This window comes from Salinimicrobium oceani (assembly GCF_012037645.1).
The window spans coordinates 1-14,664 of the sequence record NZ_JAAVJR010000015.1 but is presented as its reverse complement, the minus strand read 5'-3'; the positions used below and the strand labels follow the sequence as shown (position 1 = coordinate 14,664).

Sequence of the window (14,664 nt, the reverse complement as noted above, 5' to 3'; positions counted from 1 at the left end):
CTCCGACCCCTCTGTCCTGCGGACATCTCCCCTTAAAAAAAGGGGAGAAACTTTTCCGTATTCCAGGAGTCGTTTCTTGTGAAATAAAAGGAGTTGAACCTTTTCTACCTGTGCCCTACCCGGGATTCCTTTTTATATTTTCTATGAACTTTTGCTCTCTCTCAAAGCGGCTGCAAATGTACAACACTTTTTTAATTCAGCAAGAAAAAATTATTTTTTTTTCTTTTGCTTTTAAAAGCAGCTCCGAAATGTCTTTGTCAAAAATCGGGAGGCAAACTTACAACCTTTACTCCCAATTCTAAAAACTTTTTCAGAGAACTTTTTTACTTTCCTCCACAACCCTAAAGCTGTTTCTAAAAGCACCCCCTCGCTAAAGCTTCGGAGATCCTGCGGGGATGCAAAGATAAAATCAATTTGTCTTATCATCCAAGCTAAAATTCAAAAATATTTCAGAGAACTTATTTGCTTCGAAGTCTTGCTACATAAAGGCTCAGCTATTGCTTCCCCTACACTGTCACTCTCTCTCAAAGCGGCTGCAAATATACAACCGAATTTCACTCTGGCAAGCTTTATGAAAAAATAATTTAAGGTTTTTTTGACATTTTTGACACCCCTAAACTTAAGGTGCTCAAAATGACATTTTTGAGAGGCGGCAAAAAAGTTAGATCTACGAAGTTAGAAGTTAGAGTTTGACGTTACCAGCTTTATTGAAAGGAAAAACGTCAATGTGTTTTTTTACAAACGAATGTTTGATTTCATATAAGTTGATTTTAGTGGCCAACCTATATCGGGGACGTGCGGATGAGAGATTTCAGGAGTTATAAATACAGGATCCCTTCCGGGGCATGGATTTACTCCACTCCTGTTATAACCCCTCCACGATTATAGGTTCGTGATGTGTCTATATATAGTGTATAGATCAATTACGAGTAGGAGGTGCAATTTTGCCACAGTCCCGTTACTAGGTGGCTCCTTTAAACCCAAAGACACACACATTAACGTAAGTGGTCCTAAAAATGGCATTTTTGAGAGGTGAGACTCCGGAAGGTTCGATGCCGTTGGGCTTGGATTCATCAAGTTATCCGGGTTAATAAACATGAGACCCCGTCGGGGTCTTATCAGAAAACGCAATATCCAATCCTATTACATAATGATGAATCGAAGACGTTTACCCGCGTTAGGGATAGCAGCGGAAATCCTTTTTGAGAGGGACGAACAAAAAGATTGCAGCGAATAGCCCGACCCCACCTACGCCAGAGGCTACGGTGGGGAAACGCCCAAAAAATCAACAGTCATATATATAATAGTATTGTAAAGCAAAGCATAACCTGTTATCTTTGCAGCCTTAATTAAAGTTTTATGATAAAGATTACGTTGCCCGACGGCAGTATTAAAGAGTTTGAAAACGGCACTACCCCATTGGAGGTAGCAAAGAGCATTAGCGAAGGCCTGGCCCGCAATGTGATTTCGGCAAAGTTCAATGATACCGTGGTAGAAACGACCACTCCTCTTAATACTGATGGCAGCCTGACTTTATACACCTGGAATGATGAGGAGGGAAAAAAGGCTTTTTGGCACTCTTCCTCCCACGTGATGGCGCAGGCTATTCAGGATCTTTATCCCGGAGCGAAACTTACCATTGGGCCGGCTATTGAAAACGGTTTCTATTATGATGTAGATTTTGGAGAGCAAAAGATCTCTGATAGTGATTTTAAAAAGATCGAGGACCGAATGCTGGAAATAGCCCGCGGTAAACACGACTTCAAGATGCGTTCTGTTCCAAAAGAAGAAGCTCTTGGTTATTATCAACGTGAAAATAATCCATTCAAAGTTGAACTGATCGAAAACCTCGAGGACGGAACCATTACTTTTTGTGATCATGACACCTTCACAGATCTTTGCCGCGGCGGACACCTGCCAAACACCGGTCTTATCAAAGCTGTTAAAGTGATGAGCGTTGCCGGAGCATACTGGAGAGGTAATGAGAAGAATCCGCAGTTGACAAGAGTATACGGGATCTCATTTCCGAAGCAGAAAGATCTTAAGGAGTATCTTGAGCTTTTAGAGGAAGCGAAAAAGAGAGACCACAGGAAACTTGGAAAGGAACTCGAACTTTTCACTTTTTCTCAAAAAGTGGGACAGGGACTACCCTTGTGGCTTCCGAAGGGAGCAGCTTTAAGAGAGCGCCTGGAAAATTTCCTGAAAAAAGCACAGAAAAGAGCAGGATACGAAATGGTGGTTACACCACATATTGGTCATAAGGAATTATATGTGACTTCGGGTCACTATGAAAAATACGGGGAGGACAGCTTTCAGCCGATCAAAACTCCTAATGAAGGAGAAGAATTTTTGCTGAAGCCCATGAACTGCCCTCACCACTGTGAGATCTACAATAACGGTCACTGGAGCTACAAGGATCTTCCGAAGCGCTTCGCGGAATTTGGAACTGTATATCGTTACGAACAGAGCGGGGAGTTACATGGTCTTACCCGTGTTCGTGGCTTTACGCAGGATGATGCACATATTTTCTGTACACCAGATCAATTGGACTCTGAATTTAAAAAGGTGATCGACCTTACCTTATATGTTTTCAATTCTCTTGGTTTTGAAAATTTTACTGCGCAGGTGTCATTAAGAGATCCAGAGAATAAAACAAAATACATAGGATCTGACGAAAACTGGGAGAAGGCAGAGAATGCTATTATAAATGCTGCGAAAGAAAAGGGTCTTAATTATGTGATCGAAACCGGAGAAGCAGCCTTTTATGGTCCGAAACTGGATTTCATGGTAAAGGATGCACTTGGAAGACAATGGCAGTTAGGAACGATTCAGGTGGACTATAACCTACCTGAAAGATTCAACCTTACCTATAAAGGAAGTGACAACGAAATGCATCGCCCGGTGATGATACACCGCGCTCCTTTTGGCAGCATGGAACGTTTTGTAGCTATACTTTTAGAGCACACTGCAGGGAATTTTCCACTGTGGCTGATGCCAGAGCAGGCTATTATTCTCTCTCTCAGTGAGAAATACGAAAAATACAGTCAAAAAGTTTTAACTTTGCTGGAAAATGACGAAATTCGCGCCCTTGCAGACAACCGAAGTGAAACTATTGGAAAGAAGATTAGGGAAGCAGAAGTAAGCAAGATCCCATATATGTTGATCGTAGGGGAACAGGAAGCCGAAAACGGAACGGTTTCTGTACGTAAACACGGGGAAGGCGATCTTGGCAGTATGACTGTTGAAGAATTTGCCCAATTAATAAAGAAAGAAGTAGATAGTACTTTAAAAGCATTTGAAGTTTAACCAAAATTTTTGAGCCATAGCAATACGTAGAAAAAGAACCAAAAGACCTCTTAGAGAAATCAAAGAAGATCCGCACAGAATTAACGGAAAGATCCGTGCGGAGGAAGTTCGCCTTGTAGGCGACAACGTGGAAATGGGTGTATACCCAACCCGTAAAGCATTAGCCATTGCCGAAGAGCAGGAGCTGGACCTGGTAGAGATATCTCCTAACGCCAATCCTCCCGTTGCTAAAGTCATGGACTATAAAAAGTTTCTCTATGAACAAAAGAAGCGTGACAAGGCATTAAAGGCCAAAGCAACCCAGGTGGTTGTTAAAGAGATACGTTTTGGTCCTAATACAGACGATCACGACTATGAGTTTAAGAAAAGAAATGCAGAGAAATTCTTAAAAGATGGGGCTAAATTAAAAGCCTTCGTATTCTTTAAAGGACGTTCTATTGTTTTTAAGGAACAGGGAGAGATCCTTTTGCTGCGTTTAGCTACCGACCTTGAGGAACTTGGGAAAGTAGAACAAATGCCAAAACTTGAAGGGAAGCGAATGACGATGTTCATTTCTCCTAAAAAGTCTAAATCGAAATAAAATCCTGCACTTCGTTTGAGCTGCATGATCTACAATAATAAGTGAGATAATTAAAAAGAAGGACAGAATGCCTAAAATGAAAACAAAATCCAGTGCCAAGAAGCGTTTTAAGCTTACCGGTACCGGAAAGATCAAAAGAAAGCATGCGTTTAAAAGTCACATCTTAACAAAGAAGACTAAAAAACAAAAGCTAGCATTGACCCACAGTACTTTGGTACATGAGGCCGATGAGAAAAATATCAAACTTCAATTACGTTTGTTGTAATTGAACCTTTGATGGTTTACCAAATTTAATAACCCTGGAGCCAGGCAACTCGAAGTAAGAATTTAAAAGTTAGATTTTAGAACTGAAAGTTGAAAGTGTCGAAAATGACCGCCTGCTACAAAAAAATTTAAAAATATGCCAAGATCAGTAAATTCAGTTGCAAAGAGAGCCAGAAGAAAAAAGGTTCTTAAGCAAGCAAAAGGTTACTTTGGACGTCGTAAGAACGTTTGGACAGTAGCGAAAAACGCGGTTGACAAAGCAATGTTATATGCTTACAGAGACCGTAAGACCAAGAAAAGAAATTTCCGTTCTCTATGGATCATGCGTATCAACGCAGGAGCTCGTATGCACGGAATGTCTTATTCGCAGTTTATGGGGCAAGTAAAAGCAGCAGGAATCGAATTGAACCGTAAGGTTCTTGCAGATTTAGCGATGAACCACCCAGATGCGTTTGAAGCTATCGTCAAAAAAGTAAAATAAATTAAACTGTTATCTCACTTATAAGATCCCGTTCGAAAGAGCGGGATTTTTTTATGCTCAATACTTCCAATCCCTCTGTCATTCTGAACGAGCGATAGCGGAGGGAAAAATCTCTTTTCCGGCAGAGTCTACAAAAACCCAGTAGCACTAATTGAATTAAAGAGATTCCTCCTTCGTCGAAGGGACAAAGAATTCTATTTCTTCTCTCCATACACCGTCAGGACTAATTTCCTGCTCCCTCCATGGTCCCGGTGCTCTCCTAAATAAAGGCCCTGCCATGTTCCCAGATTCAATTTTCCATTGGTAACGGGAATCTGAACGCTATTTCCCAGTAATGCCGCTTTAATATGTGCCGGCATGTCATCACTCCCTTCGAATGTATGCTTATAATATGGCTGATTCTCTGGTACCATTTCATTGAAGTGGCTTTCGAAATCTTCCCTCACCGTGGGATCGGCATTCTCGTTAATAGTGAGTCCGGCAGAAGTATGTTTTATAAATACGTGCAGCATGCCCGTTGCTACCTCTTTAAGTTGAGGCAGCTGCTCCATGATCTCTGCAGTAATTAAATGAAAACCTCGTGCCCGAGCGCTGAGCTTTATTTCCTTCTGAAAAATGTAGTTGAATTCCCCCATTTTTGAGACCTTATTGATAAGCTATTTTAAATTATAAAATTCTATCGCATTACTCCCGAAGATTTTATCCTTTTCTTCCTTGGAGAAATTTTTAAAGAATTCTTCCGCCAGGTGCAAAACTTCTTCAAAGCTGGCTGCCGAAAGACACACAGGCCAATCTGAACCAAACATGATGCGATGAGGCCCAAAGGCATGTGTCACCACCTGTAGATAAGAGGAAACATCTTCAGCCTGCCATTGCAGACCTGGAGCAGCGGTTACAAGACCCGAAAGTTTACACCAAACATTGGGGCATTCTCCCAGCTGAGCTATATTATTGGCCCAATCTTCACCGGGAGCTCCGTTAATTTCCGGTTTTCCGAGATGGTCCAGCACAAACTTCTGCCTCGGAAAGGCTTTTACCAGATCTACAGCTGCTGCAAGCTGATAATCGAAAACCAGAATATCAAAAGTTAAACCCAGATGCGCCAACAAGCCTACCCCTCTCTGGAAATCTGGATTGGTCATGAATTCCCCTTTTTCATCCCACACCGTATGACGCACGCCTTTAAAAAATGAATTCTTGCTGAAATATTTTAAACGGGATCCCGCATCTGAAGATTCCAGATCTATCCATCCCACTACTCCCTTGATAAAACTATGTGCCTTCGCCCATTTGAGTAACCGCACTGTCTCGGTCTCCGATTGCTCTGCCTGAACCAGAACACAACCCGAAATATCATTTTTCTTGAGAACGGGTTGTAGATCCTGAGGTTGAAAATCTTTCCGAAGTACAGACATTTCATCAGGGATCCAGGAGTGAATCGCAGGATCATATTTCCAAAAATGCTGGTGGGAATCTATTCTCATTTTCTTCTTTTCAGTGGTACTTGCTGCTGCCGGAACTGGAGCAACTATGAGTCAGTTTGATCCTGTATGCTTTCCGAAGTTCCAGGTCCTGTAGAAATTCTACTAAAATTTTCTGCCTCTTCATTTCTGCTGCTGCCTTCCAAAAAATCTTTGACATACAACTCGGCTATAATTACGATAAGTGCTGCGAGAATTGGCGTTGCGAGTATCAAGCCGAGGACTCCTGTAAGCACACCAAGCAAAACCATCCAAAAAAGCGTGAGTGCAGGGGGAAGCCGCACCATTTTCTTTTCGATCATTGGAGTGATCAAATAACTTTCTACTATTTGAATACTAAAATACAGGATCAATACATAAATGTACATATTGCCCCCTTGCATTAGAGCGATCAATACAGCGGGCGCCAGTGCCAGGTAAGGTCCGATATTTGGAATGAACGAAAATAAAGCGGCTAATAATGCCAGCGCATATGGCATGGGCATTCCCAGAAATTCCAGTCCTATTGCAGTAAAAACACCCACTACCAGCATGGAAATCAATTTGGCAACCATCCAAAGGCTAAGAGAATATTGGGTTTTATCCATCACCTCTCTTAACCTCGGACGAAAATGTACTGGAAATAACCTGATGAAATTGCTGGTATAGATTTTAGGACTGGAGGCGAGGAAGATTCCTGTAACGATAATGATAAAGAAATTGGCTATAGCCCCAATAGTGGTTGAAAAGGAACCTACTATCCTGGACATTATTTGCTCCCTGTTCTCCAGTAAGGCACCTAGATCTGTTGGAAGCTCATCGAATACATTACGGCCCAGAGAAGTTTCCATGATCCTGCTTCTTAGATTCTGTAAGGACCGAGGTAACGTGTCGCTCATTTCCCGTACCTGTTCCATCATGGATGGACCAATTAGGATGATGATCAAATACAGAATTACAGCAATAAAAAGAAGTACCAGGAACAGGGCCAAACCATATTTAATTGGTGTTCTGGTTACTATCCAGCTGGAAGCGAAATTTAGCAGGACCGAAAAAAAGACTCCGGCAAAAACCAACAGGAAAAAATTATAATGGAAAATGAGTAGTGCAAATGCTGAAAGCATCAGCAAGGCAATAAAAATAGTACTGGTTATCCTTCTGTTGAAATTATTTGCTCTTTCCATAGACAAGTAAATATAGGAATTACTTTTCTAGGTTTTCTGTTTCTGTTTTTTTGCAGCGGGAAAGAGCACATTGTTCAGAATAAGGCGATATCCGGGAGAAGTAGGATGCAGTTCAAGCTCTGTTTTAGGATCTCCAACCATGTGTTGATAATCTTCTGGATCATGACCTCCGTAAAAGGTGAAAAAACCGTTGCCTTTAATTCCGTGAATATATCTCGCCTCTCCATTGATCTTGCTTTCGCCCATTACTAACACAGTAGGCTTAATTGTAGAAGCGTCATAAGCGGTGGTTTGACCCATGAAGCCCTTTACTAGCATAGTATGATTCTGCGTAAGCATGGTAGGAATAGGATCCCACTTTGCAGAATATTCCATGAGAGTAAAATAGTCAACATCCATTGGCACCTGGCGCTTGCTGGTCATATCAATGGACGAAAATTCATATATCATGGGATTTCTTTCAAGAATAAAATTCTCAAAAGCGAAACTGTTCTCGAAATTTAATTTCTTTTGATAATCGGCATCACTGGGATCTCCATCAAACATAGGTTCTGCGATATCTACTCCTTCAGCAGCCAGTGCGATATCAAAGCTATCGGTAGCGCTGCACATCGCAAACATGAATCCACCTCCAATGACGTAATCTCTTATTTTTAGAGCCACGGCAAGTTTTTCATCAGAGACCTTGTCATAACCAAGTCTTTGAGCAAGCGTCTCAGCCTGTTTTTTATCTTCAATGTACCATGGCGCAGTTCGATAACTGCGATAAAATTTGCCATACTGTCCTGTAAAATCTTCGTGGTGCAAATGCAGCCAGTCGAATAGCAACAAAGCGTCATTTAAAACTTCCTCGTCATATATGGTTTCGTAAGGAATCTCGGCATAGGTAAGGACCATAGTAACCGCATCGTCCCAGGGCTTATTTCCTTCGGGTGAATAAACCGCAATTTTCGGTGCCTTTTCCAGAAGTACAGCTTCCATATTTTTTGAGGGACTGGAGATCTCCTCCAGAAGAGAATCTGTTTTCTGATCACTAATTACCTCAAAGGAAACTCCGCGGATCTGGCATTCCCGGCGTATCTCCTCAGAGTCGGGCAAAAGAAAGGATCCTCCCCTGTAGTTAAGCAACCACTGCACTTTAACATCCTTCTCAAGTACCCAGTAAGTAATGCCATAAGCTTTTAAATGATTGCGCTGACTCTCGGCATCCATGGGAATAAGAATTTGAGAAGCCATGGCCGGCAGGGAAAACACTAAAAAGAGAAAGCCGGAAAAGAACATGGCTTTTCCGGCTTTATTAATTCTCAATAAGATTATAATTTTTCTGAACAAGTTCAGGAAATTCAGGAAAAAATTAGAAAGGCACGTCGCTGTCGTCATCATTAAAATCATCATTCATTGAGCTTCCGAAGGCTTCGTCTGCACTTGGAAAATGGCCCGTATTGAAGCCAAAATCCCCTGTATCCTGATCATTCATTTTGGAATGGAATTCAGAAGGGGAATCAAAGTCATCTAAGTTATCGAATTTACCTAAATGACCAACGAATTTCAATCGAATATTCTCCAATCCACCATTCCTGTGCTTGGCGACAATGAACTCTGCCTGCCCATCTGTAGGGGAGCGTTCTTCATCATCCCATTCTTCGATCTTATAATATTCGGGGCGATAGATGAAGGAAACGATATCGGCATCCTGCTCAATGGCTCCAGATTCCCGAAGGTCACTCAAAAGTGGCCTTTTTGAACCCCCTCTTGTTTCTACCGCTCGAGAAAGCTGAGAAAGCGCAATTACAGGCACATTCAATTCTTTGGCCAGAGCCTTTAAGTTTCTCGAGATCGTGGAGATCTCCTGTTCACGGTTTCCGCCTTTTTGGCTACCACCGGCTGTCATTAGCTGAAGGTAATCGATCACGATCAACCTGATGCCATGCTGGGAAGCGAGTCTTCTCGCTTTAGCCCTAAGGTCAAAAATGGAAAGCGATGGGGTATCATCAATGAACAACGGCGCCTTTTCGAGGCCTTTTACTTTCACGTTAAGTTGCTCCCACTCGTGCTTCTCCAAATTACCGGTACGTAATTTTTCTGAAGAAAGTCCGGTTTCAGAAGAGATCAAACGCGTGATCAACTGTACAGAAGACATTTCCAGGGAAAAGAATGCCACAGGAATATTTTGCCCTACTGAAATGTTTCGCGCCATAGAGAGGGTCAAAGCCGTTTTCCCCATACCTGGACGTGCAGCAACAATAATAAGGTCACTGGGTTGCCAGCCAGAAGTAAGTTTATCGAGCTTTTCAAAACCTGATGGAATTCCCGAAAGACCCGATTTATTAGAGATCTCCTGGATCTTCTTCTTAGCCTGCATCACAAGATCCTGAGCGGTCTCAGAAGATCTTTTGATATTCCCCTGGGTTACTTCATAAAGCTTGGATTCTGCGGTGTCTAAAAGGTCAAAAACATCGGTTGATTCATCGTAGGACTCTTCAATGATCTCATTTGAGATCTTAATGAGGCTCCTTTGTATATATTTCTGAAGAATGATCCTGGCGTGGAATTCAATATGTGCCGAAGAAGATACTTTTTGAGTGAGCTGAACCAGGTAAAAATCACCTCCCACCTGCTCCAGCTTCTGATCTTTCCTCAATTGATTGGAAACCGTTAATAAGTCGACAGGCTCCGAATTCTCGAACAGTTTAAAGATAGCTTCAAAAATATGCTGATGAGCAGATTTATAAAAAACATCGGGATGTAAAATGTCTATAATTTCGTCAACACCTCTTTTATCGATCATCATTGCGCCAAGCACAACTTCCTCTAAATCAACGGCTTGAGGTGGAATTTTGCCTTTCTCCAGATTTATGACATTTCCAGAGTTGTAATTAAGATTTTGGGGGGCTTTGGCTTTTTCCATGTTACGAAAGTAGAAAAATTGAATTTAGATCATAGCTGTGAAGCGGTTCACTTAGTTCACAGTTTATGAACATTTTAACTGTTGAAAACTTTATTATTTTGTTGATAAGGCCAAAAAAATCCGGAGTTGTACCCTCCGGATTTTTTTCCTTCTTATGTTTAAAGAGATTAGCCTTTAAAGACTCCCATTTCTGAATATTTTTCCATTCGCTTTTTCACCAGATCTACTGGTGATAAGTTTTTAAACTCATTATAGGCATCACTTATCGCATTTTTTACAGTTTCGAAAGTCATCTCTCTGTTACTATGCGCTCCACCCAATGGCTCCTTTACGATCTCGTCAATTAGCCTTTGCTTTTTCATGTCTTTTGCGGTAAGCTTTAAAGCTTCGGCTGCTTTTTCCTTATATTCCCAGCTTCTCCAAAGAATAGAAGAACATGACTCTGGAGAGATCACCGAGTACCAGGTATTTTCCAACATGAGCACTTTATCTCCTACTCCTATTCCCAGTGCACCACCACTGGCGCCTTCTCCAATGATCACGACAATAATAGGCACTTTTAGGCGGGTCATTTCGAGAATATTACGCGCAATGGCTTCCCCCTGTCCCCTTTCCTCGGCCTCAAGCCCCGGATATGCTCCCGGAGTATCCACAAAGGTTACAACAGGAATTCCGAATTTCTCGGCAGACTTCATTAGCCTTAGCGCCTTGCGGTATCCTTCAGGATTTGCCATCCCAAAATTCCTGTATTGCCGGGTCTTGGTATTATATCCTTTTTGCTGCCCAACAAACATATAGCTTTGATCACCAATCTTTCCGAGGCCACCTATCATGGCCTTATCGTCCTTCACGTTCCTGTCCCCGTGAAGTTCCAGGAAAGTATCCCCGCAAATTGCATTGATATAATCTAATGTATATGGACGGTTTGGATGGCGAGACAACTGTACTCTTTGCCATGCCGTAAGATTCTTATAAATTTCTTTTTTAGTCTCGTTCAGCCGTTTTTCAATTTGTCGGCAGGTAGCCGTAACATCGACCTCACTTTCCTCACCAATGGCACAAGCCTTCTGGTACTGCTCTTCCAACTCCTTAATAGGTAATTCAAAGTCTAAGTATTCCATAATGAGTTATGGGTTTGTTTAAAATTAGCTTACAAATATAAGAAACTTAAAAGCTAGCTTCCGGTTGTTTTTTAATTTTTCTCCTGGTCTTTAAAAAGCCATTGAGGATGACGGTACTTATTATTATCCCTGCCCCCATATAGAATTCTGGTGTCATGGCTTCTTCACTCCCAAAGACCCAGAACGCAAGGAGAATTCCGTAAACGGGCTCCAGATTTATAGTAAGCATGATGGTGTAGGGACTTAAATGACGCATCACTGCTACTGAAGCTATGAATGCATATGCAGTACACACAGAAGCCAGAAGAAACAGATAACCCCAGTCTGCAGATGAGAGGCTAAAAAAATCACCACTAAAGCCTGAGGAACTGCTTCCGAAGAAGGTGATCACCAGCAAATAGATACTTATAGCACCTGTACCCGTCAAGAGCTCATAAAAAGAAATAACTGCAGCATCTTCCTTTTTTGCCAGTTTCCCGTTGATCAAAGAGAATACAGCCGATAAAAATGCAGAAAGTAATGCGAGGAGAATTCCAGCAATGTATTCCGTCTCCACCTGGAAAATGATATACAGGCCAAAAATAACTATCAGCCCAAAAAATATTTCGTACCAAATCACCTTCCGCTTATAAAAAACAGGTTCGAGAATTGACGTAAAGAAGGCTCCCGTAGAAAGCAGCGCCAAGGTGATGGAGACGTTGGAAACCTTTATCGCACCAAAAAAGGTTAGCCAGTGAGCCGCGATTATGACACCTGCAATGAGCATTACCAAAACTCGTTTGGGTGCGAGACGCAATTTTTTTCTCTTCCACTTGATCCAGAGAAATATGAAAGCACTGGCTAAAAGCATTCGATACCAGACCAGGGGAACCGCATCTAGAGTGATCAAAGCACCCAATACCGCTGTGAATCCCCAGATGAACACGATAACGTGAAAATGGAGATAACTTTTTACTTTATCGTTTGGCATTCCAGAGCAGGTAGATCGCTAAAATTCCGAAGAAAATGTTGGGAAACCATACCGCCAGTAAGGGAGAAAAAGTACTCTGTTCGGCAATGGTACCAAAAACCTTATCCATGAAGATAAAGACAAAGGCAAGCGTGATCCCTAAGGCAAGGTTCACTCCCATACCTCCTCGTCTTTTCATGGAAGAAACAGCAACAGCAATTATTGTAAGAATATATGCCGAAACCGGCAAACTCCACCGCTTGTAGGCTACAACTTTATACCTGTTGATATTTCCAGATCCACGTCGCTTTTCCTGCTCTATAAACTCTTCGAGCTCATTGTAATTCAAAGTTTCTGCCATATAAGACACAGGCGTCAGGTCTTCAAATTCGAAGGGCAGCACTGTGTCCTTACTTATTTCGGTCAAGATTTCATCTCCATCCTCTCCAATGATCCTTTTGGTGTAATTGGTAAGGGTGTAGGTAGAATCTCCCTCATTCAGCTTTAATCTGGAAGCACTTATTTTGAACTGCAGTTTGTTGCCTTCAAAATGTTCCAAGGTGAAATTTCGGGCCGAGTTGGTGCGTGGCTGGAAGTGAGATGCATAAATGTATTCCTTGTCATTGATCTGCCTGTAGACATCACTGGTCTCCTGGACTTCAGCTCCTCTTTTGAGGTAAGTGTACTTAAATTCATTAAACCCCTTACTGGCGCTTGGAGCAAGGTACATACCCATTCCCAAAGCCATAATACACACTATAGTAGAACCTATGATGTATGGGCGCAAAAAACGCCAAAAGGACACCCCGCTACTCAAAAATGCAATTATTTCGGTATTCTGTGCCAGTTTAGAGGTAAACCAGATCACCGAAAGAAAGAGAAACAGTGGGAATAGCAGGTTCGAGAAATAAATGGTAAAGTCAACATAGTAATTTACCACCTCCAGGAAGGGGACTTCATTCTCAAGGATCTTATCTATCTTCTCTGCAAGATTGATAGTGATCCCAATGGGAACAAAGAGCAACAACATGAGAAGAAATGTTCCCAGGTAGCGCTTTAAAATATACCAGTCGAGGATCTTCAAATTACAGACGTTTATCCATTTGCTTAACCATCATGTTCTTCCAGGTTGCGAAATCACCTGCTAAGATATGTTTTCTCGCTTCACGAACCAACCAGAGGTAAAACCCTAAATTGTGCATGGTGGCGATTTGCTTACCAAGCATTTCGTTCACTGTAAAAAGATGCCTCACATAAGCCTTGGAGTAGTAGGTATCTACATAAGTAGCGCCTGACTCATCTATTGGAGAGAAATCATCTTCCCACTTTTTATTCTTTATATTAATAGTGCCATGAGCTGTAAAAAGCATTCCGTTCCTCGCGTTTCTGGTAGGCATTACGCAATCAAACATATCTACTCCCAGGGCTATATTTTCCAGGATATTTATTGGAGTACCAACACCCATGAGGTAACGTGGCTTTTCCTTCGGAAGAATATTGGTGACCACTTCGGTCATGGCGTACATCTCTTCTGCCGGTTCTCCTACTGAAAGTCCGCCGATGGCATTACCCTCTGCTCCTGCTGCTGCAATATATTCGGCAGATTGTTCTCTCAGGTCCTTAAAAGTACTCCCCTGAACTATTGGAAAAAGCGACTGGGAATACCCGTAAAGCGGGGGAGTTTTTTCAAAATGAGTGATACACCTGTCCAGCCACCTGTGAGTGCGGTGCATGGAGTTCTTTGCATACCTGTAGTCGCACGGGTAAGGCGTACATTCATCGAAAGCCATGATGATATCGGCCCCTATCGCCCGCTGAATCTCCATCACGTTCTCGGGTGTGAAGTTGTGATAGGAACCATCAATATGAGATTTAAACCGCACCCCTTCTTCCTTGATCTTTCTTCTTTCAGAAAGGGAATATACCTGGTATCCACCACTATCGGTAAGGATATTGCGATCCCAGTTCATAAATTTATGAAGACCGCCAGCCTTCTTGAGGATCTCTGTTTGAGGCCTCAAATAAAGATGGTAAGTATTTCCAAGAATAATATCGGGGTTTACCTGCTCTTTCAGGTCCTTCTGACTAATCCCTTTGACCGATGCAACAGTTCCCACAGGCATAAAAATGGGTGTTTCTATGGTGCCATGGTCTGTAGTTATTACTCCGGCACGAGCACTGCTGCCGGGATCGGTCACTGCTAATTCAAATTTCATAGGCAATTTTAATGGGCGCAAAGATAGTTTTTTTTAGGTGTTCAGTAAGCAGTGATCAGTAGGCAGTTTGTACGTCCCTGATATAGGTTGACCACAAAATCAACTTATATGAAGTCAAATATTCGATTACTCAGTAAACATCGGAAGTTTTCCGATGAGTTCAAAAGACAAATTGTGAATGATTATGAAAGTGGC

At 42.0% G+C, this 14,664-nt stretch carries 13 protein-coding genes; 4 read left to right on the top strand and 9 right to left on the bottom strand.

Going from position 1 to position 14,664, the window contains the following annotated elements; translation table 11 throughout:
* Positions 1–1,359: 1,359 nt before the first annotated feature.
* The 4 genes from thrS (at position 1,360) to rplT (ending at position 4,631) form a co-directional block, all read left to right on the top strand.
* A complete protein-coding gene (thrS, locus tag HC175_RS14965; protein ID WP_168139300.1) occupies positions 1,360–3,306 on the top strand; it encodes a threonine--tRNA ligase in 1,947 nt (648 codons plus the stop codon).
* Between the two features lie 58 nt (positions 3,307–3,364).
* Positions 3,365–3,886: a translation initiation factor IF-3 gene (gene infC / locus HC175_RS14960; RefSeq protein WP_317172311.1), complete on the top strand. Its 522-nt coding sequence runs from the start codon at positions 3,365–3,367 to the stop codon at positions 3,884–3,886.
* Between the two features lie 67 nt (positions 3,887–3,953).
* Complete coding sequence (gene rpmI / locus HC175_RS14955; RefSeq protein ID WP_029033297.1) at positions 3,954–4,151, top strand: 50S ribosomal protein L35; 198 nt, start codon at positions 3,954–3,956, stop codon at positions 4,149–4,151.
* Positions 4,152–4,286: 135 nt separating this feature from the next.
* On the top strand, positions 4,287–4,631 hold the full coding sequence (gene rplT / locus HC175_RS14950) for a 50S ribosomal protein L20 (protein ID WP_168139299.1): 345 nt from the start codon (positions 4,287–4,289) through the stop codon (positions 4,629–4,631).
* A 194-nt stretch (positions 4,632–4,825) separates the two neighbouring features.
* Here rplT and HC175_RS14945 read toward each other — a convergent pair whose 3' ends face one another.
* The 9 genes from HC175_RS14945 to tgt form a co-directional block, all read right to left on the bottom strand.
* The gene (locus tag HC175_RS14945; RefSeq protein ID WP_168139298.1) at positions 4,826–5,266 is read right to left on the bottom strand and encodes a secondary thiamine-phosphate synthase enzyme YjbQ; all 441 of its coding nucleotides are present in this window, start codon (positions 5,264–5,266) and stop codon (positions 4,826–4,828) included.
* A 21-nt stretch (positions 5,267–5,287) separates the two neighbouring features.
* Entirely contained in the window at positions 5,288–6,115 is an 828-nt protein-coding gene (locus tag HC175_RS14940) for an amidohydrolase family protein (RefSeq protein ID WP_168139297.1), read from the bottom strand.
* 44 nt (positions 6,116–6,159) lie between these two features.
* On the bottom strand, positions 6,160–7,275 hold the full coding sequence (locus HC175_RS14935) for an AI-2E family transporter (RefSeq protein ID WP_168139296.1): 1,116 nt from the start codon (positions 7,273–7,275) through the stop codon (positions 6,160–6,162).
* A gap of 27 nt (positions 7,276–7,302) precedes the next feature.
* Positions 7,303–8,556: an asparagine synthetase B gene (locus tag HC175_RS14930; protein ID WP_317172309.1), complete on the bottom strand. Its 1,254-nt coding sequence runs from the start codon at positions 8,554–8,556 to the stop codon at positions 7,303–7,305.
* Positions 8,557–8,629: 73 nt separating this feature from the next.
* Positions 8,630–10,183 carry a replicative DNA helicase gene (gene dnaB, locus HC175_RS14925; RefSeq protein ID WP_168139295.1) on the bottom strand — a complete coding sequence of 518 codons (1,554 nt, stop codon included), beginning with the start codon at positions 10,181–10,183 and terminating at the stop codon, positions 8,630–8,632.
* A 167-nt stretch (positions 10,184–10,350) separates the two neighbouring features.
* Positions 10,351–11,304, bottom strand: a complete 954-nt coding sequence (locus HC175_RS14920) for an acetyl-CoA carboxylase carboxyltransferase subunit alpha (RefSeq protein WP_168139294.1) — start codon at positions 11,302–11,304, stop codon at positions 10,351–10,353.
* Between the two features lie 46 nt (positions 11,305–11,350).
* The gene (locus HC175_RS14915; RefSeq protein ID WP_168139293.1) at positions 11,351–12,274 is read right to left on the bottom strand and encodes a DMT family transporter; all 924 of its coding nucleotides are present in this window, start codon (positions 12,272–12,274) and stop codon (positions 11,351–11,353) included.
* Positions 12,261–13,337, bottom strand: a complete 1,077-nt coding sequence (locus tag HC175_RS14910; protein WP_168139292.1) for an LptF/LptG family permease — start codon at positions 13,335–13,337, stop codon at positions 12,261–12,263. The genes HC175_RS14915 and HC175_RS14910 overlap by 14 nt, the downstream gene beginning before the upstream one ends.
* A 1-nt stretch (position 13,338) precedes the next feature.
* Positions 13,339–14,469, bottom strand: coding sequence for a tRNA guanosine(34) transglycosylase Tgt (tgt, locus tag HC175_RS14905; protein ID WP_168139291.1), 1,131 nt, complete (start codon positions 14,467–14,469; stop codon positions 13,339–13,341).
* Positions 14,470–14,664: the final 195 nt, after the last annotated feature.

Excerpts from the sequence above, each read along its gene's own strand:
- dnaB (WP_168139295.1), bottom strand. The coding sequence starts at position 10,183 with ATGGAAAAAGCCAAAGCCCCCCAAAATCTTAATTACAACTCTGGAAAT.
- HC175_RS14930 (WP_317172309.1), bottom strand. The coding sequence starts at position 8,556 with ATGTTCTTTTCCGGCTTTCTCTTTTTAGTGTTTTCCCTGCCGGCCATG.
- rpmI (WP_029033297.1), top strand. The coding sequence starts at position 3,954 with ATGCCTAAAATGAAAACAAAATCCAGTGCCAAGAAGCGTTTTAAGCTT.
- HC175_RS14935 (WP_168139296.1), bottom strand. The coding sequence starts at position 7,275 with ATGGAAAGAGCAAATAATTTCAACAGAAGGATAACCAGTACTATTTTT.
- HC175_RS14940 (WP_168139297.1), bottom strand. The coding sequence starts at position 6,115 with ATGAGAATAGATTCCCACCAGCATTTTTGGAAATATGATCCTGCGATT.
- HC175_RS14920 (WP_168139294.1), bottom strand. The coding sequence starts at position 11,304 with ATGGAATACTTAGACTTTGAATTACCTATTAAGGAGTTGGAAGAGCAG.
- HC175_RS14915 (WP_168139293.1), bottom strand. The coding sequence starts at position 12,274 with ATGCCAAACGATAAAGTAAAAAGTTATCTCCATTTTCACGTTATCGTG.
- rplT (WP_168139299.1), top strand. The coding sequence starts at position 4,287 with ATGCCAAGATCAGTAAATTCAGTTGCAAAGAGAGCCAGAAGAAAAAAG.
- thrS (WP_168139300.1), top strand. The coding sequence starts at position 1,360 with ATGATAAAGATTACGTTGCCCGACGGCAGTATTAAAGAGTTTGAAAAC.
- tgt (WP_168139291.1), bottom strand. The coding sequence starts at position 14,469 with ATGAAATTTGAATTAGCAGTGACCGATCCCGGCAGCAGTGCTCGTGCC.
- HC175_RS14945 (WP_168139298.1), bottom strand. The coding sequence starts at position 5,266 with ATGGGGGAATTCAACTACATTTTTCAGAAGGAAATAAAGCTCAGCGCT.